Here is a 24,968-nt window from a genome sequence, read left to right as displayed (position 1 = left end):
TCAGTCGAGCCCGAGTTCGGTGACGGCGCGCGGGTCACTGTCGTTCAACAGGTCCAGGCACCGGACGTACTCGTCCTCCTCGCCGATAGCTTTTGCGGCGCGGGCGAGGGCGCCGACACAGCGCAGGAAGCCTTGATTCTGGTCGTGGCTCCACGGGACGGGGCCGAATCCCTTCCACCCGTGGCGTCGGAGCTGGTCGAGGCCGCGGTGGTAGCCGGTGCGGGCGTACGCGTAGGCGGCGATGACGCCCGAAGTCGCAGGCTCACCGTCGAGTGCAGCTTCAGCGAGGTACGCCCAGGCGACGGACGCGGTCGGGTGGTCGGCGGCCACTGCCGCCGGGTCCGCTCCGTTGAGCAGGTCTGATTCCGCCTCGTCGTCTCCGGTGAGGAGCGTGGGCGGGGGTCCGAGAAGGTCTCCGAATGAGGTCACACGGCCATTCAATCATTCATCCGAGCTGTCCGAGGAGACCGCAGCGGTAGACATTCGATAGTCTCGACATCGCGCCTTGCGCGCTTTCAACCTCGACGCGATACAGGATTGAGCCAGATGCCTGATTCGGATAAAGAAAAGCCAGCCGCCATCGACAAGGTGGTCGGCGCATTTCGTGCACGCCGAGAGCAGGCGTCCAACGCGTCGGGCAGCGACGCGAAGAAGCCCGAAGAGGCCACGCCTGATAAGAGCGAGTCGACCACGAGCGAGTCAGCCAAGAGCGAGTCGACCAAGAGCGACTCGCCCAAGGGTGACTCGACCGACAGTAAGTCGGACCAGGCCAAGTCGGGTCAGGGTCCGACGCCGGTGATGAAGCTCGGCGACGAGCAGAAGGCCCCCAAGCCGAAGGGCGGCGACTCCGAGTCGCCGACGCGCGCGTTCAAGATTCCCGCGGGTGTCGCAGCAGCGGCGAAGGGCGGGAAGACCCCAGAACCTGACGAGCCTGACGCCGACGAGCCTGACATTGACGAGGCCGGCGTTGACGAGACCGATGGCGACCAGCCCGAAGCGGAAGCGGCCGACGAGACGACGTCCGACGAGTCCGGCGAGGAGAACACCGGGCTGGCCGAGGAGACGGTCGTCGGCGAGCCGACGTCCGCGAAGGCTCCCGAGTCGGACGACCAGGCGCAGTCCGAGACTCAGGCACAGGCAGGGACTCAGGCACAGGCAGGGGTTACGGACAAAGCCGCCGTCGTAGAGCAGTCGGTCGACGTCGATTCGGACGGCGACGAAGACGAGGACGAAGCCGCCGCCGACGATGCCGATGCCGATGCCGCGGAGTCTGCTGACGCCGAAGCTGACGAGACTGGCGCGAACGACGCTGACACCGAGGCCGACGATTCAGACGGCTCGGATTCCACGCCGACGGAGAAGATCGCAGTTCCCGCGGCAGCCGCAGCAGCGGCTGCGGGCGCAGGAGCGGCGACGGCGAAGATCAGCACCCAGAAGAAGCCGTCGTCGGACGCTTCGAAGGACGAGAAGGCTCCTGAGGCCGAGCCGAAGGGCCAGCCCAAGCCCCAGACGCCGCAGGCCAAACCCACAGCGCCGCAAGCCAAAAAACAGCAGGAGCAGGCCCAGCAGCCGAAGGCCCAGTCGCAGGTCATCGCCCCGTCGGACGGCGGCGAGAAGAAGAGCCGCGGCAAGCTGATCGCAGCCCTGATCGCAGCGGTCGTTGTGATCGCAGCGATCGTCGCCGGATTGTTCTACCTGTTCGCAGGCGACTCCCCGGAGACGGAGGTCGCAGATACGGCCTCGTCGTACCAGGAAGCGATGAACGACGGCGACCTGTCCGAGCTGCGCGACATCACCTGCGGCGAGGAGAACAAGTACTACACCACAGTCTCCGACGACGACTTCTCGAAGGCGTACGAGACCCAGAAGTCCCGCAACGAGCTGATGACGTTCGACGAGGTCAATTCGGTGGCGATCGACGGAGACACCGCTCGTGCAGGCGTCGACATGTACAACACGAGCGACTCCAGCAAGAAGGTGCCTGCGCAGATCACTCTGCACAAGGTCGACGGCGACTGGAAGGTCTGCACAAAAGTGAACTGACCAGGACGGGTCGGTCTGAAGAACCAGCCGGACCGAGCAAGACATGAAAAGGGGCGCCCGATGATTCGGGCGCCCCTTCTCGTGTCTCGAAAGACGTCAGATCGCGTCAGCGACCGATCGACTTACCCGTCGATCCGAGGTCGTTGCAGGCTTCGACGACGCGCTCGGTCATCGACGCCTCGCCCTTCTTCAGGTAGCTGCGCGGGTCGTAGACCTTCTTGTTGCCGACTTCGCCGTCGATCTTGAGCACACCGTCGTAGTTGCCCAGCATGTGACCGGCGATCGGTCGAGTGAACGCGTACTGGGTGTCGGTGTCGACGTTCATCTTGATTACGCCGTAGCCGACGGCTTCCTCGATCTCGCTCTTGAGCGAACCGGATCCGCCGTGGAAGACGAAGTCGAACGGCTTTGCGTCGGCGTCGAGGCCGAGCTTGGCGATCGCCGCGTCCTGGCCCTCCTTGAGGACGCCCGGACGCAGCTTGACGCCGCCAGGCTTGTAGACGCCGTGCACGTTGCCGAAGGTCGCGGCCAGCAGGTAGTGGCCGTTCTCGCCGGTTCCGAGGGCGTCGACGGTCTTCTGGAAGTCTTCGACCGACGTGTACAGCTTCTCGTTGATCTCGTTCTCGACACCGTCCTCTTCGCCGCCGACGACGCCGATCTCGACTTCGAGGACGATCTTCGCAGCCTTGGCTGCGGCCAAGAGTTCCTTGGCGATCTCGAGGTTCTCGTCGATCGGCACGGCCGAACCGTCCCACATGTGCGACTGGAACAGCGGGTTCTGCCCGTTGGCGACGCGCTCACGCGAGATCTCGAGGAGCGGGCGCACGAAGCCGTCGAGCTTGTCCTTCGGGCAGTGATCGGTGTGCAGCGCGATCGTCACGTCGTACTTGTCGGCGACGACGTGCGCGAACTCGGCGAGGGCGACCGCGCCGGTCACCATGTCCTTGACTCCCAGGCCCGAGCCGAATTCGGCTCCGCCGGTAGAGAACTGGATGATGCCGTCACTGCCGGCATCGGCGAAGCCCTTGATGGCTGCGTTGATCGTCTCCGACGACGTGCAGTTGATGGCCGGGAAGGCGTACTGATCCTTCTTCGCCTTGGCGAGCATCTCTGCATACTTCTCGGGTGTTGCGATGGGCATACTCACGTCCTGTCGAGCCTGGTGGAGGTCTCCACTTGTGTTACGGGGTTCCTCCATAGTTTGCCAGGTCACGTTTCGACGCGGTGTCATCCCCCGCCACCGGGCGCTTTAAGGGTTCCGGAAGGTTTCACCGGTAGAGTCGGGCCCTGTGATCGACACTCTTCTCGCCGAGACCACCTCGAATGTGGCATTGATGCCCGGCTTCATGGACCCGTTCAACCTGATCGGCTACTTCGGACCCGCCGCTTTCTGGGGACTGCTCGTGGTCATCCTCATTGAATCCGGTGTGCTGTTCCCGGTCCTCCCGGGCGACTCGCTGCTGTTCGTCGCAGGCCTCATCGCCGCAGGCAGCCAGTCTGGTGAACACGCGGAGAAGGTCGCCGACTCCGGCCTCACGCTGTGGCCGCTCCTGATCGGAGTTCCGATCGCGGGCATCATCGGCGGTCAGATCGGCTACTGGATCGGCCGATACGTCGGCACCTCGATGTTCAAGCCCGACGCCCGATTCCTCAAGCAGCGGTACCTCGACGAGGCGCATCTCTTCTTCGAGAAGCACGGCCCGATCATGATCTTCCTGGCTCGCTTCGTGCCGATCGTCCGCACGCTCGCCCCGATCGTCGCGGGCGCGGCACGCATGAAGTTCGCGATCTTCACGATCTACAACGTCGTCGGCGCCATCGTCTGGGGAGCGGGCATCGTCCTGCTCGGCTACTGGCTCGGCCAGTTCGAGATCGTCCAGAAGCTGATCGAGCCGATCTTCATCGTGATCGTTCTCGTCTCGGTGCTGCCGATGGTCTTCGAGTGGCTCCGCCGTCGCCGTAACGGCAAGAACGAGGACGACGCGATCGCTGCTGAGTAAGGCCACCGCCGGCCGAGCGGACGTCTGCTGGTCGAGCGGAGTCGAGACCTCCCAGCCGATGCACACACGAACCGCAGGGCAGCTCCAAGGTTCGGGCGAGATCGTTGAAGCATGCAGAATCACACGATCTCCCCGACCGACATTCCGTTGCTCGTCATCGATGACGACACCGTCTCCCGACTCGCGCATGAGCTGACGTCGACGGGGCGCCCGGTCGCGGTCGTCGGCCGCGACTACCGTTCGGTCGTCCCGTTCATGGTCGGCCGATCCGGATACACGGTCGCGCTCGTCGCCGACGTCGACGACCCGATCCAGTTGGCCGACGTCTTCGACCGCGTCGAGTCCCGGCTCGGGCCGGTGACGCGAACAGTCCGCGTCAGATGATCGGGCCGACGTCGGATCGGACGATGCGGTCCAGGGCGCGTTCGGCGACGGCGGCGATCGTCATCGACGGATTGCAGGCGGCCGCAGTGCCGGGTATCAGCGCACCGTCGATCACGTAGAGCCCCTTCTGGCCGTGCACGCGCCCTTCCAGGTCGCACACCGCACCCATAGCGGCACCGCCGAGCGGATGCCACGTGGTGTTGAGGAAACGGTTCGAGTCGGTGAGCACCGCCCCCTCGCCTGCGATCTTGAGCGCAGTCGGGTGGATGTGCCCCCACTGGATCTTCCGGTCGCCACCCGCGGGCCAGTGCAGGCGGGAGTCGCCTGTCGACGCGTCGTATCGCAACGCCCCTCGCGATCGGCTCACGCCGTAGCCGACCATCATCGTGCTGTGCGCGTCCACGCCGAACGACGGGATCGACGCCTGGATCACCGTGTGCGCGGAGTCGGCCCGATCCCAGTTCAGACTGCCGTACACGACTGGACCGCCCTGCACGGCGCCGAAGTCGAGGTTCGGGTTGCTCCACACGTAGATGCGATCGGCGTTGGTCCCCCACCCGGTGCCCAGTGCGTCGGGCAGGTCCACGCCGCCTGTTCCCCGCGCCCGCAGGAGGAGCCGCGTCGTGTGGACGCTGCCCGCCGACATCACGAGGGCCTTGGTAGTCATGGTCTTGTGTGCGACCGGATCACCGTTCTCGTCCGTCTGCGTCACCGCCAACTTCCAGCGTCCGTCCTTCGCCCGCGTCACCTCGGACACCTCGTGCAAGGTCGCGACGGTCAGCAGTCCGGTGGCCCGAGCCTGCCTGATGTAGTTGGTGTCGACACTGTGCTTGCCACCGTTGTTGACACCAAGCGCACCGGATCCGTCCGTGTACGAGGGCCGCATCTTGCCAGCGATCTCGTCGAGGGCGTACTGCCAGTCGATGGGCATCGGAATCTTCGACACCGGCAGCCCGGCCTTGCGCGCTTGCGAGGCGAACAGTCGTGCCGCCTTGTACTCGGGCGTGCGGATGAGCGAGTCGGGCGCCGTCTGCAATTGCAGCATCTTCCACACCCGCGGGTAGTACGTGGCGTGCATACGCGCCCAGTCCAGTTGCTCCGGCAAGTGCTCATTGAACACGTGCTCCACAGGCTCCAGTGACATCCCTTGGTAGAGAAGGCTTCCGCCGCCGAGCCCGGCCGCCGTCACTGCCGTCACGTTGTCGCCGACCACGGCGTCGACGAGGCCTGTATACGGTTCCGGCGAGAACGGACGACCGAACAGTTGAGGCGCACTCTTATGCCACAGCATGCGTTTGTCCGGGTTCGTGGGACTCGGGAACGTGCGCGCGTTGGGCCCGGTCTTCCATTCGCGGCCCCGTTCGAGGAGTAGCACCCGAACACCCGCCTGGGTGAGGCGCAGAGCCGTGACAGCTCCACCGAAGCCGGAGCCGACGACGATGACGCGGTGGTCCGACGTCTCAGTCCGAACGCGGCGTGGCGCGGCACTCGCGAGTGGGCTCATCGCGAGCCCCGCGGCAGACGACCCGGCCGCCAGTGCTCCGGCGAGAAATGTTCGACGTGTGATGGGCATGCGGAGTTGGAGCCTTTCAATGGGGAACAATGGTGCGAACGAAGGAGTGCGGGTGAGCGGTGACCGGGTCGTGAAGGATCGGGGCATGAAGGCCGACGAGACGCGTCAACGCCTGCTCTCCTGCGCCGAGCGCCTGTTCGCCGAGCAGGGCCTTGACGCCGTGTCGAACCGTCAGATCAGCGAGGCTGCGGGGGCAGGCGAACAACTACGCCGTCGGCTACCACTTCGGTTCCCGCACAGAGCTTCTGCGCACCTTGCTGCGTATGCACGTGGAGCGTCTCGACGTGATTCGGCAGCGGAGCATCGACGGCATCGGATCGTCGCCGGAGCTGCGCGACTGGCTGCGGTGCCTGATTCAGCCACAACTGGAGTACATCGGCGCCGGACCCGGCCTGAGCTACTTCGGTCAGTTCTGGTTGGCGATGGCCACCAATCCGACGACGGCCCCCGTTCTGTACACCGAAGCGGCTCGATCGGAGTCGCTCGCGGTGACGTTGGCAGGCATGTACGCGGCACTGCCCCCGCTCGCGGAAGAGACCGTCCGAGTCCGCAACCTGATGACGCAGAACATTCTGATCACGACTTTCGCCGACTTCGAACGCAGGAGGAACGAACTCGGCGCCTCCGACTCGACGTCGTGGCAGGGGTTCTCCGATGCAGTGGTCGACGGACTCGTCGGCTTGTGGTCGGCTCCGGTGACAACCGGCTGACCGTCGGATGTGACGACCACCTCCTCATGGCGTTGCAGTGCCGTACGACATCGTGCCCGTCAATAATCAGTCAGATGACTTAACCAGGGAAGAGTCAGCGGCCCATTGTGATTCAACTCACGACTTCGCGGCAACTCATTGTCCGCGCGGTCGGGGCTTCTCGCGGATCGAACTCGTCTAGGCGATGACGCGCGCGAGAGTGTCGACCGGCTCGTAATGTCCGACGAGTGAGCGATATGAACACACAGATCATCGAGGAGTTCCGAGCCAACGAGGGGCGGGTCGGCGGACCGTTCGACGGTGCACCCATGGTTCTCGTCCACCACGTGGGACGGAAGTCGGGCAAGCAGAGCGTTGCCCCGGTCATGTACCTGCCGGACGACGACGATCCCGCTGTCGTCTACATCTTCGCGTCGAAGGGCGGGGCGCCGACCAACCCTGCGTACTACTACAACCTCGTCGACGCAGGCCGAGCGACGGTCGAGATCGGCACCGAGACCTTCGACGTGTCCGTGACCGAAGTGACTGGGGCAGAACGTGACCGGATCTATGCCGAGCAAGCCGGTCGCTTCCCCGGATTCGCCGAATACGAGGAGAAGACGAAGGGCGTCCGCACCATCCCGGTGCTGAAGCTGACGCGGGCCTGATCCCTCACTGGCCCTGATCCCTCACTGGGCCTGATCCTTCACCAGGCTTGATCCCTCACCAGGCTTGATCCAGGTCCGCGTGCGCTGCGATCCAGCGGTGCATGACGATGCCCGCGGCCACGCCTGCGTTGATGCTGCGGGTCGATCCGAACTGGGCGATCGACACCGTCATCGTTGCGACCTCCTGCGCCTGTTCGCTCACGCCGGGGCCCTCCTGACCGAACAGCAGGATGCAGCGACGTGGAAGCTCCACGGTCTCTAGGCGCGATGCTCCGGGAGTGTTGTCGACGGCGACCACCGCAAGGTCGTTGTCGCGAGCCCACGCCACGAGGTCGTCGACGTTCTCATGGTGGCGCAGATGCTGATAACGGTCGGTGACCATGGCGCCGCGGCGGTTCCAGCGGCGTCGTCCGACGATGTGGACCTCGGCGGCGAGAAAGGCGTTCGCGGTGCGGACCACGGTGCCGATGTTCGCGTCGTGCGCCCAGTTCTCGATGGCGACATGGAAGTCGTGACGGCGGGTGTCGAGGTCGGCGACGATCGCCTCCCGCGAGAAGTAGCGATACTCGTCGACCACGTTGCGGCGGTCGCCGTCGGCCACCAACTCGGGATCGAGACGGGGATCGTCAGGAGCGACACCGGGACGCTCGTCCGCCCACGGCCCGACACCTACTGCGGGTCCGACGCCGGTCGCCCACTCGGTGGGGCCTGCGCCGTCCGAGTCCGGGGAGTCAGGCAAGGCCGAGATCGGCCAGGCCCAGCAGCGAACGGTACGGAACCCCGAGCGCAGCGATGACCTCGTCGGCGCCCGTCGCGCGGTCGACGACGGTCGCGACGCCGACGACGTCGGCGCCCGCCTCACGGGCGGCCTCGACAGCCTGCGACGGTGACGCTCCCGTAGTCGAAGTGTCTTCTACGACAAGGACTTTGCGTCCCGCGATGTCCGGACCCTCGATCCGCCGCTGCATACCGTGCGTCTTCGCAGCTTTGCGGACGACGAACGTGTCGATTGGCCGACCGTCGGCGTGCATGATCGACGTTGCGACCGGGTCGGCGCCGAGGGTGAGTCCACCGACGGACGCGTAGTCCCAGTCGGACGTCAGCTCACGCATCAGCGTGCCGATAAGCCTGCTCGCTTCGTTGTGCAGCGTGGCGCGGCGCAGGTCGACGTAATAGTCGGCTTCTTTCCCGGACGAGAGCGTCACCTTGCCGTGGACGACGGCGAGTTCGGTGACGAGTTCGGCCAGGCGTGCGCGAGCAGCGGCGTCCGACATCGTTGTCCTTTTCGAATGGGTGCGCGACGCGTCAGCGGCCGCGCGGGTCGTTCAGCGGGGGAAGGTTCGGCGGATCCATCCGGGGCGCGCGCGGCGCGGGCGCCGGACGAGTCGGGTCCGGAGCGGCGGGCTGCGGTGCGGGCCTGCGGATCGGCTCCACCCGGGACGGCTCGTCCGAGACGGGTGCGGGGCGCGCGGCAGGACGTGACGACGGACGCGGAGTCTTGTCGAGCAACGATCCACCGCGGGCTGCGTCGTCGGTGCGCGCCGCCTCAGCGGCTTCGGCGCGGCGACGACGCTCCTTGTCGCGCAACGACTCCGTCTTCTCATCCGCGAGTTCTTCGCGAATGGGGCCGTGCGGGTCGCGGGGATCAGGCGAGTCCTGCGGATCGACGGCGGGCGGCAGCACGCGCAGTAGATCGGCGAAACGGCGCACCGAGTCGAGTGCGACGTCGAGTCGCTCGTCGTCCGTGGTGACCGGCATCGAGCCGAGGACCCAGTTGCCTTCGTTCCACAGGATCTCGAGGTAGTCGGGCGCCTCGGTCGCGAGCGTCACCATGCGGCGGTCGCAGACGCGACGCGCGGCATCGAGGTTGCTCGCGAACATGACACGCGAACCCATCGCACCGAGGAGGTCGACATCGTCTTCGGCCGGAGCGAGGACGTCCTCGTACCGGAGGTCGACGGTGACCGACGAGGCGGCCGGACGTCGAACGGCGACCACGGTGGCGGTCTCCTCCAGGTCGAACACGACTGCTTCGGCGCCATCGTAGACCCCGTAGGCCACGTCGCGTACTTGCACGTGATCCGGCGCGTCCATGGAGGCACGCTTGAAGACGGTGCGCAGCTTGCTGTCGCTGTCGCGGAACTTGAAGGAGTGCGTCTCGCCCCACACTGCACGCTGGTGGTGGACCTGTTCGGACCGGTTACGGTCAAGCCACAACAGAACCGCCGCACCGGCCAGTGCGAGCGCCGCAATCACGAAATAGACAATGGTCATCACCGATATCCTACTATCGAACGTCCCGCGAACCACGCACGACTCGAACGCCGACGAAGGGAACCCCGTGACCGCACGACGCGACGACGCGCTCGCCGCGCTGCTCGAGGCTGTCGACGCCGCCGCGATTGACACTCTGACCTGCGCTTTGATCGCCGAGCCGAGCGTCAACCCCGGCGGGACCGAAGAGTCGGCGGTCGCGGTGTTGGCCGACGCGTGCCGGGCCGCCGGGTTCGCCGTGGACGTCGTCGAGGCCGCTCCGGGGCGTCCGAACCTCGTCGCAACGGCTCCGATCGGCGGCACTGGCCCCGGCCTGATGTTCCTCGGCCACTCGGACGTAGTGCCTGCAGGGCCGGACTGGTCGGCGGATCCGTTCGTACCGCGCCGTGACGGCGATCTGATCATCGGACGCGGAGCGTCGGACATGAAGGGCGGGATCGCCGCCGCGGTCGCCGCGATGTCGGCGTTGGCGCGGGCAAGCGAGTTCGGTCTCGAACTGTCGGGCCCGGTTCAGTTGGTCGTCACGGTCGACGAAGAGGAGCACGGCGCGGGTGTCCGTCATCTCGTGGCGAACCCCGATCTCCTGCACCGGATGACCGGTGTCGAGGAGTTCGCCGGCTGCATCGTCGCCGAGCCGACACGGATGGAGGTGGTGCGCGGCTGCCGGGGCGCGTCGTATTTCGAGATCGAGGTGACTGGACGCGCCGCGCACTCGGGTCGTCCGAGCGACGGCGTCAGCGCCATCGACGCTGCCGCACGCGTCATCGAGGTGATCCGCGCCGATCAGGTCCGGCTGGCCGCAGCACCGGATCCCCTCCTCGGCTTCGGCACCTGGAACGTCGGGACCATCGAAGGCGGACAAGGCATCTCGGTGGTCGCACCGTCGTGCTCCCTCGGCGTGGACCGACGACTGATGCCCGGCGAGGACGTCCACGAGATCCGCGATCGGCTGCTCGCCGACATCCACGCAGCGGGGATCGTCGTCGACGGGATAGACGTGCGGGTCACGCCGACGATGTTCTTGCCCGGCTTCGCAACCGACGTCGGCCATCCCCTGGTGTCGGCAGCGTCGAAAGCAGCGCTCGACGCTCCGGTCGGTGGCTGGACTGCCGCCTGCGACGGGGGCTTCATCAGCACCTCGCTCGGCGTCCCGACAGTGGTGCTCGGCCCAGGCGACATCAACACTCAGGCGCACCAGCCCGACGAGTCCGTCGGACTGTCGGAGTTGGTGTTTGCGGCGCAGAGTTACGTGCGCGCCGCAGTGGACCTGCTGACCGACTCGTAGGTCGCGCAGACCTACCGGTCAGACCACGTCGTGGACGCGGACCTCGACGGTTCCCGCTGCCCCGCGTCGAAGTCGCGAGCCCAGGACGGTCAGTCGACCGAAGATCCCGTACTTCTTGATGATCATGTCGCCCGCCCGGGAACCGTCGTCGTTCACCGTTCCGATGCCTGCGACCTGCGGCCCCACGGTCTTGGATCCGCGTGCGTCGCACTTCTGGACGAGCACCCGGTTGTCGCGGCGGAGTCGCTTGACCTTCCACGAGTCGCGGACGGTCCACATGACGAGATCGTTTCCGTCACGGACCGCCCACAGCGGTGACGCCACGGCCTCCCCGGTCTTCCGATAGGTGGTCAACATGACGTACTTCGCTTCGGCGATCTCCCCGACAGTGGTCATCGTCTCAGCCTACCGGCGTATCGCCCTCCGTCCGCCGGTCGAGCTGTTCTGCTGGTCGAGCTCTCCGTCCGCCGGTCGAGCGAAGTCGAGACCTCCGTCCGCCGGTCGAGCGGAGTCGAGACCGGGATCTCGACTCCGCTCGATCAGCGTGTGAAGGCTCTCGCTCATGACGTGACGCTCGCTCGCTCACCGCGTGAGGAACGCTCGCTCACCGCGTGAGGAACGCTCGCTCACCGCGTGAGGAACGCTCGATCCCCGCGTGAAGAATCAGGCTCAACGCGTGGCGATCCCCTGCCTACGCCTCGATCTCGGATCGGTCGCCACTCCACAACGTGTGGAACGAGCCCTCTTTGTCGGTGCGGCGGTAGGTGTGGGCGCCGAAGAAGTCGCGCTGCCCCTGGACGAGAGCGGCAGGCAGGCGCTCGGCGCGCAGACCGTCGTAGTACGACAGCGACGACGCGAATGCCGGAACCGGGATGCCCATCAGGGTCGCGGTGGAGACGACGCGGCGCCAGCTGTCGACGGCGTTCTCGACGGCGTCGCGGAAGTACGGATCGAGCAGCAGGCTCGGCAGTTCCGCGTTCTCCGCGTACGCGTCACGGATGCGGTTGAGGAACTTGGCGCGGATGATGCAGCCGCCGCGCCAGATGGTCGCGAGGTCGCCGGGCTTGACGTCCCACCCGTGTTCGACGCTGCCGGCCTTGATCTGGTCGAAGCCCTGCGCGTAGGCGACAACCTTCGACGCGTACAGCGCGTTCTTGATGTCTTCGACGAATGCTTCCTTGTCGGTCGGGGCCGCTGCGAGCGCACCGGATGCGAGTCCCTGTGCCTGCTTGCGCTGGTCGCCAGCGCTCGACAGCGCGCGAGCGAAGACCGCTTCGCCGATGCCGGTAACCGGGATGCCGAGGTCCAGCGCCGACTTCACAGTCCAGCGCCCGGTGCCCTTCTGTCCTGCGGCGTCGACGATCACGTCGACGAGCGGCTTACCGGTCGCGGCGTCGACCTGTGCGAGGACCTCGGCGGTGATCTCGATCAGGTAGGAGTCGAGGTCACCGGTGTTCCATGTGCGGTAGACGCCAGCGATCTCGTCGACCGGTAGGTCGAGTGCCTTGCGCATGAGGTCGTAGGCCTCGCCGATGAGCTGCATGTCGGCGTATTCGATGCCGTTGTGCACCATCTTCACGAAGTGACCCGAGCCGTCGGCGCCGATGTGCGTGCAGCACGGCTCGCCGTCGACCTGCGCGGCGATCGACTCGAGCATCGGGCCCAGCGACTTGTACGACTCTGCAGGGCCGCCCGGCATGATCGACGGCCCGTTGAGCGCGCCTTCCTCGCCGCCGGAGATGCCTGCACCGACGAAGTTCAAGCCGCGCTCGCTCATCGCCTTCTCGCGGCGGATCGTGTCGGTGTACAGCGAGTTGCCGCCGTCGATGATGATGTCGCCGGGCTCCATGAGGGACGCGAGTTCTTCGATCACCGAGTCGGTGGCTGCGCCTGCCTGAACCATGATCAACACGCGGCGCGGGCGCTCCAGCGATGCGACGAACTCGGCCATCGTCTCGGTGCGGACGAAGTCGCCGTCGCCGCCGTGCTCAGCGATCAGCGCGTCGGTCTTGCCGATGCTGCGGTTGTGCAGCGCGACGGTGTACCCGTGGCGGGCGAAGTTCCGGGCGATGTTCGAGCCCATGACGGCGAGTCCAGTGACTCCGATCTGGGCGCGTGCGGTCGTTTCGTCGGCCATGTGCTCTCTCCATCTTTCGCTGATCACGATTTAGCTTCCATTCTGCAATGTTCGCCGAGGCCGCGTTCACTCGCGTGCGAAGTCGACCATGTGCGGTATGCCACAGAGATGACGACGGAGGTCCCGCTCCCCTCAATGGGAGCGAGACCTCCGTTGCCGCGGGAATCAGCCGATGATCAGCGACTCGCCGTCGCCGCTGACATTCACGGGGACGACGTCGCCGTCGCGGATGTCGCCACCGAGCAGCGCCTTGGCGAGCTGGTCACCGATGGACTGCTGCACCAGACGACGCAGCGGACGCGCACCGTACAACGGGTCGAAGCCGCGTTCGGCCAGCCACAGTTTGGCCGGAGCCGACACCTCGAGGTCGAGACGACGCTGAGCCAGCCGCTTGCCGAGTTGGGCGAGCTGGATGTCGACGATCGACACCAGTTCTTCCGGGCTCAACGCGTCGAAGATGACGACATCGTCGAGACGGTTGATGAATTCCGGCTTGAACGCTGCTCGAACTGCCGCCATCACCTGGTCCTTGTCGCCCCCGGAGCCCAGGTTGGACGTCAGGATGAGGATGGTGTTGCGGAAGTCCACCGTGCGTCCCTGACCGTCGGTCAGTCGACCCTCGTCGAGGACTTGCAGCAGCACGTCGAAGACGTCCGGGTGGGCCTTCTCGACCTCGTCGAACAGGACCACCGAGTACGGGCGACGTCGCACGGCTTCGGTCAGCTGACCGCCGGACTCGTAGCCGACGTACCCGGGAGGGGCGCCGACGAGGCGGGCGACGCTGTGCTTCTCGCCGTACTCGCTCATGTCGATGCGGACCAGAGCGCGTTCGTCGTCGAACAGGAACTCGCCCAACGCCTTAGCCAGCTCCGTTTTGCCGACGCCGGTCGGTCCGAGGAACAGGAACGATCCGAGTGGACGGTTCGGGTCGGCGACGCCTGCGCGTGCTCGACGCACCGCGTCCGACACCGCGCCGACCGCGGCCTTCTGCCCGATGACCCGTCGGCCGAGTTCGTCCTCCATACGCAGCAGCTTGGCGGTCTCGCCTTCGAGCATCTTGCCCGCGGGCACGCCGGTCCACGCCGACACGACCTCGGCGACGTCGTCGGGTCCGACCTCCTCCTGCAGCATCACGTCCTGGTCGGGGTCGCCACCGGACTTCTCGATCGCGGTCTCGAGATCCTTCTCGAGACCGGGGATCCGGCCGTACCGCAGTTCGGCGGCACGTCCGAGGTCGCCGTCGCGCTCGGCGCGATCGGCTTCGCCGCGGAGTCGTTCAAGCTCTTCCTTCACGTCGCGGACCGCATCGATCGCGGTCTTCTCGCCCTGCCAGCGCGCGAGAAGTTCGTTCAACTTCTCGCGGTGGTCGGCGAGCTCACCGCGCAGTTTCTCCAACCGATCCTTCGACGCAGCGTCGGTCTCCTTCTCGAGGGCGACCTCCTCCACTTCGAGACGTCGGACCACACGCTCGACCTCGTCGATCTCGACGGGTCGGGAGTCGATCTCCATGCGCAGACGCGACGCGGCCTCGTCGACGAGGTCGATGGCCTTGTCGGGCAGGAAACGCGAGGTGATGTAGCGATCGGAGAGGGTCGCCGCCGACACGAGCGCAGAGTCGGTGATGCGCACGCCGTGGTGCACCTCGTACCGATCCTTGAGTCCGCGCAGGATGCCGATGGTGTCCTCGACGGTCGGTTCACCGACGTAGACCTGCTGGAAGCGGCGTTCCAGTGCGGCGTCCTTCTCGATGTACTTGCGGTACTCCTCGAGGGTCGTCGCGCCGACCAGCCGCAGCTCGCCGCGGGCGAGCATTGGCTTGATCATGTTGCCCGCGTCCATCGCCGACTCGCCGGTCGCGCCTGCTCCGACGATGGTGTGCAGCTCGTCGATGAAGGTGACGATCTGGCCGTTGGAGCCCTTGATCTCGTCGAGGACAGCCTTGAGTCGTTCCTCGAACTCGCCGCGGTACTTGGCGCCCGCGACCATCGAGCCGAGGTCGAGCGAGATGACGGTCTTGCCGCGCAACGACTCGGGAACGTCGCCTGCGATCACTCGCTGGGCGAGGCCTTCGACGATGGCCGTCTTGCCGACACCGGGCTCACCGATGAGCACCGGGTTGTTCTTGGTACGACGCGACAGCACCTGCACCACACGGCGGATCTCGCTGTCGCGGCCGATCACCGGATCGAGGTCGCCTTCGCGGGCGCGCTTGGTGAGGTCAGTCGAGTACTTCTCGAGCGCCTGGTAGGTCGACTCGGGGTCTTCCCTCGTGACGCGACCGGTGCCACGCACGGACACGAACGCCTCGCGAAGAGCCTCTGGTGTGGCTCCCGCGTTGGTGAGAAGTCGTGCGACGTCCGAGTCGCCGGTGGCCAGACCGACGACGAGGTGCTCGGTCGAGACGTAGTCGTCGCCCATCTCGGTCGCGAGATTCTGGGCAGCGGTGACCGCGGCAATCGCCTCACGCGAAAGCGTCGGCTGACCACTGTTACTCGCCACCGTCGGGGCGCGCCCGACGAGGGCGTTCGCCTCCGCCCGTATGTGCATCGGGTCGACACCGACCGCCTTGATCAGCGGCGATGCAATACCGTCGCTCTGTTCGAGAAGTGCCGCGAGGATGTGTGCGGGCCGCACGTCGGGGTTGCCCGACGCGGCAGCGTCCTGGACAGCAGCCTGCAGCGCAGCCTGCGTCTTGGTCGTGGGAGTGAAGCTGTCCACTGGGTTGCCTTTCCGTTGATCGGAGCCCGGAACGTATTTCCGAACTTAAGTCTATACGGCTCATGTTTACCGTTCGATCAATACAACTCATCAAGAGTTGAGTCCATTCCGCTTAAGTCTGAGTAGCAATGTGATGTGCACCATCCCGGCAGCAGCTGCCGCAGCCGCCGAAATCCTGGACTGCGCGAGCGAAACTCTGGACTGCTGGACTCAAACGCCACACCGGTCACTGTGGTTGCAAATTCTGGACCGACACGCGGATTAGCCAGGAATGCGTATCGGATCGCCGCTCTACTAACCGAATCCGGCGAGTCACACCAGATGGTGCAAGCCTGGTTCCAAGGCGCTAGCCCCGACCTGGAAGACCGAGCACCAGCCCGCGCCTTCCGCGCGCTCGATCCCGATGACGCACGAAACGCGGTGACCCGGGCGGCATGGAGTTACATCGCGAACGGGTAAGTACCGACCTTGATGCGACGCGATATGTTGGCGGCTTGGCCTCATCCGCCAGGTTGCATCCGACTCTCACGCACAGACTTCAGACCGGGATTCGACCGGTCGACACGTCAGAACGGATCAGTCGACGGAATCCCAATCAGAAGCGACCGGCTCGACCTCGCGAGAGAGAAAAGCATCGAGCAGCGCCGCACGCGCGTTCCTGGCCCCTGCGGAATGGAGTGATCGTGTAGGAACTTTCATTCTCACACCGCAGGGCCCGCCTACATTTTGTGGTCGCAGCCGATCCCGCCGGACATCAACTACGCACTCTCAAAGGCGAAGAGCCGTTAAAGGCCCTCCTTCGAGACTCGGCGAACGGGACAAGTGCCAGCCAGAGCCTCCCATCTCGGGTGTCTCGCTGGGCGACCGGCCTACGGGCACTCGGCGACTGTGGAGAAGGACAACCTGGTTCTCGCCCGCCTGGGGTTAGAGACTCACGGCCAGCCGGATTTCCCAGTCGATCGTGACCGAAACATGCCCGGTGCCCCCATAGTCCGGCGTAGGTTCAATCTTCTTGACTCTGCACAAGGCGTGCCCGCGCGGGCTGCGCATGACTCCGATTGAGCCGATCGGAACTTTGGCGAAGTGGCTCTCGTAGTCGAGCGCGTCAGGATCGTCGATCTCGTCGAACTTTCCGGCATAGCGTGCGAGTGCAACCCTGCCTGGACTCCCGCCATTCAGGTAGATAGCAGTTGCGCCACAGTTACCCCATCGCGTCTCCCAGGTCGGCGAATCGGGTTCCTCGTCAAGGCTGATGGTGAACTTTCCGCCATTCGTCGTGAAGTCGAACTTCGCTCCTCCACTCATGCCAAGTCCGTGGGTGAAGTTCTGCGCGAAGTCCTGGTTCGCTTTTGCGGCGATCGCCCGGAGGTTCGCGGGAAAGTCACGGAGTGCTACCCCCGCGTCGCGCAAGTACTTCCACCCCAGCCGGTTGACCTGCGGGTTGCGGTCGAATTGTCCAATGTGGACGGTGGCTACGCCAGCCTCTACAAGGAGTTGCGCGCAGGGGATCCTGGCCGTACGCGAATTGGCGCAAGGCTCAAGCGTTGTGTAGACCTCAGCCCCCCTGAGTGCAATACCCGCTTTGCTGACCTTCTGGAGTGCGACCTGTTCGGCGTGCAGACCCGGGACCTCGTCTCGGTGTCCAGCCGCTACAACCTGACCATCGCGCACGACCACTACGCCGACGCGCGCATTGCCTGGCGACTTGAGTGCCTCGTCGATGGCGAGTTGCGAGAATGCGCTGTCGAGGGCCTCGCGAGGGGCATTCTCCGGTTGAGGGTTCATGAGAGTTAAATCCTGTCAGGAGCATCGTGTGCACGAGCTATCCGCCGCCGGGGCGTCGACGGGAAATCGTTGACTTCATACTTCATGACGCCGGTCACAACCGACGTTAGCTCACGGCATGCCGCCGTCACCGGACAGTCGACGGTCACCTCGACGCGTAACTCTGCCCATCGGGGACTTCGGACGGCAAGTCCCAATCCGAACCAATTCGATGAAGCCCGGCAGGAGACGGCAAAAACAAAGAGGTCAGAACACATTTCTGCGTCCTGACCTCTTGTCAGGTCTCCAGGCCGAGATCGGTACTAGCGGGCGCGGTCCGACTAATTGAGATTGATTCTCCGAGTATTTGAAAGCGCTGGTCTTGGACTTTTCAGGCACTCGGTGCCACCTCCGTATGCCCGTCGTTCGGACCATGGGGATCATGATTCTGCGTCACCTCACGTATGCGAGGTGGCCAAGACCGCATTCACGGGTGCCAGTTGGCATGCGCACGCCGATGCACTTTTCGAGTCCAGGTACGACCCCGGTTCGGAACCGAGCGCTACGACCGAAGGGTTTACAGCTTGCCTCCCAAGAAGGCGGGCGTGGTGTACTTCCGTCCAAGCTGCCCGTCGAAGTGAGCGCTCGAGAGTCCCGCGTCGCCTGCCCCCCAACATAGTTCGGTCGTTCGGGGGACTGCCTACACAACGTGAATACTGGGATGATTGCTCAGTCAACGACACTTGTCGGACTAGGGTCGAGGCCCCTCCAGAAGGAGGAATCGAATGGATGGACGTGATCCTTCACAGACTGGGCCTGAACGCCCCAACACCACCCTGCCCGTCGGTCCCTCGACCGGTGACCGTTGGGATAAGGCGGCCAGCCGATCCCGTCGCAGCGCAAACGTTCATCCACCATCCCCGGCAGATGCGGAACGGGGTCGCCACAATATTTGTTCGTGAACTGCGGTGCAGAACGGGTCCGCCGTTACGAGCCCGCCGATACGATTGCACGCGACTGGTCTAGAGAAGGGGACATTGCGCATGGCTGGAGAAGAGGGTACTTCGATAGGTCTCGGATTCGGCAACGGTGGCCTGATTGACTACGGCGACAGCGTCGAGTACCGCCAGACAGGCAAGTTTCTACCTGCGTTTCGCATCAACGTCGCCGACATCACCGGATTCTCGGTGCGCAAAGCGACGCGTGATGACAAGAAGCGCCTCGGCGCGTCGGGACTGCAGCAGGTGTTCGTCGTACAAGGCTCGGGTACGACACTGGCAGAGGTCGCCGTGAACCACGGAACCGCTGACAAGATCGAGCAGACACTGCGGGCTCACCCAAGATTCGGGAGTAGCCGACACCAGATGGCTCCTGCTGGGCCAGCAGCGGCCGCCGCTGCACCGGCCTCGTGGGTAGATGAACTGGTTAAACTGGCGGCACTGCGGGACGCAGGTGCATTGACTCCCGAGGAGTTCGAGACTGCCAAGCACAAGCTCATAAACTGAACCCGTCTCATTCCAGGTACAAGCTCGGTTGAAATAACAGAGGTGGAGGCGTGCGGCATGGACACGGCGTCGAAAACGCACCGGCGGTCGACCCGGTCACGGTATTTGGAATCATCCATTAGCTAATTGGCCGGATTCACCTCGACCCAATTTTTGAGGACCCCTCCAATACGAATTGGTCGCGAGTCACGAGGACATCGAACACTCTCTGCGAGACGACTAGATCCCCCCATTCATTCACGGAAAAGTCGTCAACCATGGGGGTGCCGTATACGATCAGCAGTTCCAACTCCGGTATGCTAATATCGCCTCGGTCACTGTATTCTGATACTCTTGCTGACGCGTTTCCGAATCGGAAACCCGTAAACCTGTACCCCCGGAGTTCCTGAGCGAACTCACGTGTTACGGCGTGAGCACCAAATCTACCAACAAGAACTCCAGGCATCGGTTCATCTAGGTCGAATATCGTCGAAGGTGAACGCTCGACCGAGTCGAGATCTGGAGGAACGTCAATCGCATAAGCGGCGGCAAATTCAAAGATCTCGTAGTAATCCACGGACGGCCTCCATTCCATCGAAGATTTCACAGGTAATTATCAGATACATTACAGATTATTCCAGCCGATTAGAGCCATTTTGAAAATCCGCATCAAATCCCCTGTATCCGCATCTTCGATACTATCAATCATATCAGGCGGCACGCCTAGAGATTCTAGAATGTTTGACGCGATGGGGCTACCGAAAATTGGCGGGACAGGCACCATCCAGCGACCGAACAAGATGTCAATAAGGACCGCTCCAAACATTAATCCTGTCCGTAGTCCAGGGAGTTTACTATCCGGTATGGGTGCAGGAGTACGAGGATCAATCCCAAGCGTCCTATACAGATAGTTTAGAGCATTTCGTATGGCAGATCGATGAATTTTTGGCGCATCGCTCAGCCAGAATCCTCGCAGGTTGTTCGGATGGTCTTTATCTCCCTCGTCAAACAGGTTCGGAAAGTATTTGAATATGGCTTGCTCGATCGCGTGGTGGATCTCCTTACCAAAGGGGCTATGCCCGGTAAATTCCCAGAATATTTGCCTATAGTCTTCGCCCTTGGCGAGCGCAGCCATCACCAGGTCGTAGATCGGGTCGCCAGGCTCGGGCAGGGGAACCTCGCCAATTGGCAACTTGACTGGCGGCTCCGGTTCGCCGCCCTCGCCTTGGTCACTGTCTCCGTCTCCGTCTCCGTCTCCGTCTCCGTCTCCGTCTCCGTCTCCGTCTGGTGCTATCGAGGCGATGATTCGATCGATGAGGTCGCGGAGGATGTCGTCGGGTTCGGGTGGTGCGTCGTCGCCTTGTTCGCGACCGGGGCCGTGTGGGGTTTGCGGAACGCCGAATGGGGGTTCCTCGTTGGGCATCTTCGGTGCGCCGGTGGGCCTGACGGGTCAGGGCTAGGTGCCTCGGGTAGATCGGGGTCGGTGATGCCTGGCTCTGGAACCTCCGGGGAGTCGGGATCCCCCGGGGTGTCTGGTCCGGGTTGGGCGGGGTTCGGGAGGGTTTCTGGCTCGCCGTCGCCGGGCTGGTCGGTTCCTGGTGGTGTGGTGGGCATTCGGGGCGCGTCATCGGGTGGGTCTCCGAGATCGGGGACGGGCGAGTCACGGTCGCCTGGTTGCCGATGTTCGCGGTCCCATAGTTCTTCGAGGTACTGCCGGTACTGGTCGAGTAACTCTTTACCCCACCGTTTGAGGTTCTCATCCTCAACCGAATCGAGCCGCTCTTCCAGATCGTTGGCGTACCCGTGTTGACGACCGATCTCATCTTCCAGATCCCGGGGGCTCAGGTGACTGGGCCACCAGGGTTTTCCCTCGCGCATCTGCTGCTCGATACGATCGAGCAGATCTTGCAGTTCGCGGAGGTCCTTTTCGAGCTCGGCATCGTCCTCGGTGTCGGAGTCTGGATCGGGCTTGTCCGGGCCGGGTAGATCCAGGGGCGGGACGGGGATCCTCTTCGGAATCAACTTCGGGATCACCCTGGGCAGAATCCGGATGGCACCACCGATAAGCGCCGGAAGGAAGACGGGTTCGGCGGTTTGGCCGCCATCGCCACCTTCTTGCCCGCCGGTGGTGTCACCGTCCCCGGCACCGGGTTCCGGGCCGATCTGCTCGGGCTGCGGAGAAGTGTCAGGCTGCGGGGTCTCTGGAGCAGGAGCGGGTTGCGGCGCCGGTTCAGGGGCCGGTTGCGGTGCGGGAGCCGGGTCTGGGGCAGGGGCTGGCTGCGGTGCGGGTTGCGGGTTCGCGGGCTGGTCGTTGGGCCAGTGGTCTACCCGAGGCTCTTGCTCGGGCTGGGCTGGACCTTGACCTTCAAGTTGGGTGAAACCCGAGAATGAGCGAATGACCGACACAGAGATGACGACTATCGGCGAGTTCGCGAAGTCAGTTGGAATGACCGCCAGCGCTTTGCGCTTCTACGACGACGTCGGCCTGATCCGTCCTGCGCGAGTTGATCCCGTGTCCGGTTACCGCTTCTACACCGACGCACAGCGTCCGCGGGCGACCCAGATACGACAGCTCCGCGACATCGGCATGTCGCTCCCGGCGATCGCCTGCTACTTCACGGCCAGCGCGTCGGACGCAGCACGGATCATGGACGAACACGTGTCGAGCGTGACCGCAGAGGCCGCCGCAGTCCAGCGAACGGCGGCGACGATCAGAGCGTCCTCCTCCGGATCAGCGCACATCGAACTGTGCTCGCTCCCCGGACCAGTTCTTGCTGCCGCCGTCGATCAGGTCTTGGCCACCACGGTTCATGATCCAGAGGCTCCGGTATTGAGTGGCGTGCATCTGGACGTCGAGCCGGACTCCGTCTCGCTCAGCGCCACGGACCGCTACCGGTTTGCGACTCGGACTTTGGTTCAAGATGGTCAAAGCACTTGAGCGGGTGCCCCTCGAGGTCGTGGGATTGAGTCTGTCGCAAGGCAGGGGCAGTCTGTTGCCCGCCGGCAGAGAGATCGATCAGTCCTCCGTTACGGGCCCGGATCTGGCCGTATGGTTCGAATTCTCCACGCTGTACCCCGCACTCACTCACGCACTCGGCCCAGACGTCGTCATCGATCTTCGCGGCTCGGACGGCCCTGCGACGATCCGGTCAGCGGACGACGGTGACTTCACCAGTTTGGCAATGCCATGCCGTGCTCCGACTGATATCGGCTCGTAGAACATCGCACAACTAGAGGAGGGCGTGTCGACTCTTCCCGACGATGCGTACGGCCAGATGATCTGCACTGCGATCGCTGGAGTCTGCGAGGCAATCGCCCAACCGGGATGCCACACCCCGCGCTACTGCGTCGCTTCTCGATACGGGATATCAATCGGCCCGTCGGTAATGCATGGCGACCACGCCGTTGCTGAGGGGCTCAGCCGAGATCAGATCGAGGCGACGGGTGCTGAGCAGTCCGCCCTGGTACAGGGTCGGGCCGTGGCCGGCGATCATGGGATGGACGAGGAACTTGTACTCGTCGATCAGATTCAATCGGTCCAGTTCAGTTGCCAGCTTGCCGCTGCCGATGAGCACCCCGGCGGGAGTCTGATCTTTGAGTTCTTGCACGGCCTCGCGCAGGTCGCCGTCGACGTGGTGACTGTTGGTCCACGGGAAGTCGCTCCGCGTCGCCGACACTACGTACTTTGGCTTGACGTCCAGCTTGCGCGCCCACTCGCGCAGCGCCGGCGGCGCATCGACTTCGCCGCTCGCGACCCTCGGCCAGTAACTCTCCATCATCTCGTAAGTTGTACGGCCCCAGAGCATTGCGCCGCTGCCGTCCATAAGTCGGGTGAAGTGGGCGTGGGTCTCGTCGTCAGCGATGCCTTCCTGGTGGTCGACGCAACCATCCAAGGTGAGGTTGATACTGAACGTCAGCAGCCCCATTTGACATCCCTCCTCGGCCAGCCTCTGCAACTGCCACGACCCGCCCTCACTCGAAGTCTAATGCTCGACTTCGGAGATCTTCGAGGTCATTGAGCAATCAGTCGAGCCTTGCCACGCCTCCGCGCATCGAGTACGGTTCGGTAGACCAATCAGTCTACCTGACTAGTCGCACGAGAGGATCCCGAAGACGCATTGTGGAGCTCGAGCCTGGCCTGCCATCAACCTCGCCGATCAACGAATCCCACGACCGCGAACCGACCGCCGAGAAGCCCTCTCCACCAGGCCCATTCACGAAAGGCTGACATGTCACCGAACCTCACCGAGCCGGCCACACTGGCCACCCCACTCACGCTCCCCTGCGGTCAGATCCTTCCCAACCGCATCATGAAGTCAGCGCTCAGCGAGGGACTGGCCGAGGACGGAGGAGTGCCCGGCGACCGCATCGACCGGCTCTACTCCAGTTGGTCCGATGGCGGCTACGGGCTGATTGTCACCGGCAACGTAATGGTCGACGGACGCTATCTCGGCGAACCAGGCAACGTGATTCTGGAGAACGACGAACAGATTGACGAGTTCCGCAGTTGGGCGAAGAACGCTCAGAACGGCGGATCGCCGGTGTGGGTTCAGGTGAATCATCCGGGGCGCCAGGCCAACCCGCTCACCACGACGGGCCGCACCGTCGGCCGTCGGGCTCGACATTCCGGGCATGCCGGCGCCCAGAGCGCTCACCGAAGACGAGATCGGCGACATCGTCGCCCGGTTCGCCGCCACGGCTGAGCTCGTGGAGCTCGCCGGCTTCGACGGAGTGCAGATCCATGCAGCGCACGGCTATCTGATCTCCCAGTTCCTCTCCCCTCTGAGCAACCTCCGTACCGACCGATGGGGCGGTGACATCGAGAACCGCGCACGAATCCTCTTCGACATCATCGCGGCGATTCGCACCGCGGTACGACCGGCGTTCGGAGTCGGGGTGAAGATCAACTCCGCGGACTTCCAGCGCGGCGGATTCACCGAGCACGAGTCCCGTGCGGTCATCACACGGCTGGCTGAGGCCGGAGTCGACCTGATCGAAATCAGTGGCGGCAGTTACGAATCCCCGGCCATGATGGGACGACCTGTCGCATCGAACAGCTCAAGCCAGCGCGAGGCGTACTTCCTGGACTACACACGCACCGTCCGTGATCTCGTCGGCGACATCCCCCTTGCCGTGACCGGCGGGTTCCGAACCCGTACCGGAATGTCCGAGGCGCTCGCCTCGGACACTTGCGACGTCGTCGGCGTCGGACGACCGGCGGCCATCGCACCCCAACTCGCCCAGTCGCTGCTCGACGACTCCACGGACACCCTGGAGCGACGCGCGGTGAAGTTGCCGGTTCCGCGACGTCTGGCCCACGTCTCGACGGTCAAATCACTGGAAGGACTTCTCGACCTGCAGTGGCACACAGATCAACTCCACGAACTCGGGGCGGGACGCACGCCGGACGTCAGCAGGCCCACGTGGCGCACACTCGCGACAATCGTTCAACGCAATGGACTAGGGGCACTGAAGCCGACACAACGCAGGGTGACTGCGAGCTCATCGAAGCGCGGAGCACGCAAGTTCGCGGTGGAGCGCCTCGTCGGCAAGTACATTGCGAATCCGACTGTCCTGGCATTGAACCGGATCGGCCTCTCGACCAGCTATGCGACCGACCTCTCCACCACGGGACGACGAAGCGGCACAGAACGCGTCGTGCCAGTCGCCGCATCGTTCGACCAGACCGGCGCCTGGATCATCAGTCAGCACGGTCTCAAAGCCGGGTGGGCCCGGAACATCTCCGCCGATCCGCGGGTACGGATCCGACAGGGACAACGGTGGCGCTCGGGGATTGCGGAGTTCCGACCCGAGGACGACGTCTCGACACGCGCCGCAGGCTTTGCGACCAGCCGTCTCGCCGCGCCCCTGATCGTCAGCGGATTCCGCGCCCTCCAGACCGATCCGATCTCGGTCCGAATCACCTTCACCGAGTAGAGGCCGACTTGA

At 64.4% G+C, this 24,968-nt stretch carries 23 protein-coding genes and 1 pseudogene; 11 read left to right on the top strand and 13 right to left on the bottom strand.

The window, feature by feature from the left end:
* On the bottom strand, positions 1 to 429 hold the full coding sequence (locus L5G32_RS12505) for a DUF3151 domain-containing protein (RefSeq protein WP_237011386.1): 429 nt from the start codon (positions 427 to 429) through the stop codon (positions 1 to 3).
* 117 nt (positions 430 to 546) lie between these two features.
* Between L5G32_RS12505 and L5G32_RS12500 the strand changes: the two genes are divergently transcribed.
* Positions 547 to 2,043 (top strand): Rv0361 family membrane protein, encoded by a 1,497-nt coding sequence (locus L5G32_RS12500; RefSeq protein WP_237011385.1) that lies wholly within the window; start codon positions 547 to 549, stop codon positions 2,041 to 2,043.
* Positions 2,044 to 2,149: 106 nt separating this feature from the next.
* Here L5G32_RS12500 and fbaA read toward each other — a convergent pair whose 3' ends face one another.
* On the bottom strand, positions 2,150 to 3,184 hold the full coding sequence (gene fbaA, locus L5G32_RS12495; protein ID WP_237011384.1) for a class II fructose-bisphosphate aldolase: 1,035 nt from the start codon (positions 3,182 to 3,184) through the stop codon (positions 2,150 to 2,152).
* A 148-nt stretch (positions 3,185 to 3,332) separates the two neighbouring features.
* Between fbaA and L5G32_RS12490 the strand changes: the two genes are divergently transcribed.
* Together L5G32_RS12490 and L5G32_RS12485 are read left to right on the top strand one after the other, a co-directional pair.
* Complete coding sequence (locus L5G32_RS12490; protein ID WP_237011383.1) at positions 3,333 to 4,043, top strand: DedA family protein; 711 nt, start codon at positions 3,333 to 3,335, stop codon at positions 4,041 to 4,043.
* 111 nt (positions 4,044 to 4,154) lie between these two features.
* Positions 4,155 to 4,427 (top strand): Rossmann-fold NAD(P)-binding domain-containing protein, encoded by a 273-nt coding sequence (locus L5G32_RS12485; protein WP_237011382.1) that lies wholly within the window; start codon positions 4,155 to 4,157, stop codon positions 4,425 to 4,427.
* On the opposite strand, the gene L5G32_RS12480 is transcribed toward L5G32_RS12485, so the two are convergent.
* A complete protein-coding gene (locus L5G32_RS12480) occupies positions 4,420 to 6,000 on the bottom strand; it encodes a GMC oxidoreductase (protein ID WP_237011380.1) in 1,581 nt (526 codons plus the stop codon). The genes L5G32_RS12485 and L5G32_RS12480 overlap by 8 nt on opposite strands.
* 263 nt (positions 6,001 to 6,263) lie before the next feature.
* Here L5G32_RS12480 and L5G32_RS12470 point away from each other — a divergent pair, with 263 nt between their 5' ends.
* Complete coding sequence (locus tag L5G32_RS12470) at positions 6,264 to 6,710, top strand: TetR family transcriptional regulator (protein ID WP_237011379.1); 447 nt, start codon at positions 6,264 to 6,266, stop codon at positions 6,708 to 6,710.
* A 236-nt stretch (positions 6,711 to 6,946) separates the two neighbouring features.
* Positions 6,947 to 7,357, top strand: a complete 411-nt coding sequence (locus L5G32_RS12465) for a nitroreductase family deazaflavin-dependent oxidoreductase (protein ID WP_237011396.1) — start codon at positions 6,947 to 6,949, stop codon at positions 7,355 to 7,357.
* 55 nt (positions 7,358 to 7,412) lie between these two features.
* Here L5G32_RS12465 and L5G32_RS12460 read toward each other — a convergent pair whose 3' ends face one another.
* The 3 genes from L5G32_RS12460 to L5G32_RS12450 are packed head-to-tail and all read right to left on the bottom strand — an operon-like array spanning position 7,413 to position 9,631.
* Positions 7,413 to 8,096, bottom strand: a complete 684-nt coding sequence (locus tag L5G32_RS12460) for a TrmH family RNA methyltransferase (RefSeq protein WP_237011378.1) — start codon at positions 8,094 to 8,096, stop codon at positions 7,413 to 7,415.
* A complete protein-coding gene (pyrE, locus tag L5G32_RS12455) occupies positions 8,089 to 8,631 on the bottom strand; it encodes an orotate phosphoribosyltransferase (RefSeq protein ID WP_237011377.1) in 543 nt (180 codons plus the stop codon). Before pyrE ends, L5G32_RS12460 begins: the two co-directional genes overlap by 8 nt.
* Before the next feature lie 31 nt (positions 8,632 to 8,662).
* Positions 8,663 to 9,631, bottom strand: a complete 969-nt coding sequence (locus L5G32_RS12450) for a TtfA family protein (protein ID WP_237011376.1) — start codon at positions 9,629 to 9,631, stop codon at positions 8,663 to 8,665.
* 67 nt (positions 9,632 to 9,698) lie between these two features.
* Here L5G32_RS12450 and L5G32_RS12445 point away from each other — a divergent pair, with 67 nt between their 5' ends.
* On the top strand, positions 9,699 to 10,916 hold the full coding sequence (locus L5G32_RS12445) for a M20 family metallopeptidase (protein WP_237011375.1): 1,218 nt from the start codon (positions 9,699 to 9,701) through the stop codon (positions 10,914 to 10,916).
* Between the two features lie 18 nt (positions 10,917 to 10,934).
* On the opposite strand, the gene L5G32_RS12440 is transcribed toward L5G32_RS12445, so the two are convergent.
* From L5G32_RS12440 to L5G32_RS12425, 4 genes are all read right to left on the bottom strand, one after another.
* Positions 10,935 to 11,312, bottom strand: coding sequence for a PPOX class F420-dependent oxidoreductase (locus L5G32_RS12440; RefSeq protein WP_237011374.1), 378 nt, complete (start codon positions 11,310 to 11,312; stop codon positions 10,935 to 10,937).
* Between the two features lie 295 nt (positions 11,313 to 11,607).
* Entirely contained in the window at positions 11,608 to 13,053 is a 1,446-nt protein-coding gene (gene gnd, locus L5G32_RS12435; protein ID WP_237011373.1) for an NADP-dependent phosphogluconate dehydrogenase, read from the bottom strand.
* Positions 13,054 to 13,218: 165 nt separating this feature from the next.
* On the bottom strand, positions 13,219 to 15,771 hold the full coding sequence (gene clpB, locus L5G32_RS12430; protein ID WP_237011372.1) for an ATP-dependent chaperone ClpB: 2,553 nt from the start codon (positions 15,769 to 15,771) through the stop codon (positions 13,219 to 13,221).
* Positions 15,772 to 16,695: 924 nt separating this feature from the next.
* Entirely contained in the window at positions 16,696 to 17,556 is an 861-nt protein-coding gene (locus tag L5G32_RS12425) for a deaminase (protein ID WP_237011371.1), read from the bottom strand.
* A 1,022-nt stretch (positions 17,557 to 18,578) separates the two neighbouring features.
* On the opposite strand from L5G32_RS12425, the gene L5G32_RS12420 reads away from it, so the two are divergent.
* The gene (locus L5G32_RS12420; protein WP_237011370.1) at positions 18,579 to 19,040 is read left to right on the top strand and encodes an SHOCT domain-containing protein; all 462 of its coding nucleotides are present in this window, start codon (positions 18,579 to 18,581) and stop codon (positions 19,038 to 19,040) included.
* Positions 19,041 to 19,176: 136 nt separating this feature from the next.
* On the opposite strand, the gene L5G32_RS12415 is transcribed toward L5G32_RS12420, so the two are convergent.
* Entirely contained in the window at positions 19,177 to 19,596 is a 420-nt protein-coding gene (locus L5G32_RS12415) for a hypothetical protein (protein WP_237011369.1), read from the bottom strand.
* A 48-nt stretch (positions 19,597 to 19,644) separates the two neighbouring features.
* A complete protein-coding gene (locus tag L5G32_RS12410) occupies positions 19,645 to 20,442 on the bottom strand; it encodes a hypothetical protein (RefSeq protein ID WP_237011368.1) in 798 nt (265 codons plus the stop codon).
* Between the two features lie 383 nt (positions 20,443 to 20,825).
* Between L5G32_RS12410 and L5G32_RS12405 the strand changes: the two genes are divergently transcribed.
* A complete protein-coding gene (locus tag L5G32_RS12405; RefSeq protein WP_237011367.1) occupies positions 20,826 to 21,005 on the top strand; it encodes a hypothetical protein in 180 nt (59 codons plus the stop codon).
* A 409-nt stretch (positions 21,006 to 21,414) separates the two neighbouring features.
* Positions 21,415 to 21,957 (top strand): DNA polymerase III subunit beta family protein, encoded by a 543-nt coding sequence (locus tag L5G32_RS12400; protein WP_237011366.1) that lies wholly within the window; start codon positions 21,415 to 21,417, stop codon positions 21,955 to 21,957.
* A gap of 430 nt (positions 21,958 to 22,387) precedes the next feature.
* Here the strand turns inward: L5G32_RS12400 and L5G32_RS12395 are convergent, their stop codons facing one another.
* The gene (locus L5G32_RS12395; protein WP_237011365.1) at positions 22,388 to 22,945 is read right to left on the bottom strand and encodes a dihydrofolate reductase family protein; all 558 of its coding nucleotides are present in this window, start codon (positions 22,943 to 22,945) and stop codon (positions 22,388 to 22,390) included.
* A gap of 303 nt (positions 22,946 to 23,248) precedes the next feature.
* Here L5G32_RS12395 and L5G32_RS12390 point away from each other — a divergent pair.
* Both L5G32_RS12390 and L5G32_RS19395 read left to right on the top strand, forming a co-directional pair.
* Positions 23,249 to 24,509, top strand: a pseudogene (locus L5G32_RS12390) (NADH:flavin oxidoreductase/NADH oxidase family protein); the annotation flags it as partial.
* Positions 24,510 to 24,956 (top strand): nitroreductase family deazaflavin-dependent oxidoreductase, encoded by a 447-nt coding sequence (locus tag L5G32_RS19395; RefSeq protein WP_308192041.1) that lies wholly within the window; start codon positions 24,510 to 24,512, stop codon positions 24,954 to 24,956.
* The last annotated feature ends 12 nt before the right edge of the window (positions 24,957 to 24,968 follow it).

The organism is Gordonia zhenghanii (assembly GCF_021738965.1).
Classification (GTDB): domain Bacteria; phylum Actinomycetota; class Actinomycetes; order Mycobacteriales; family Mycobacteriaceae; genus Gordonia; species Gordonia zhenghanii.
This window is presented reverse-complemented; position numbering and strand designations above follow the sequence as displayed.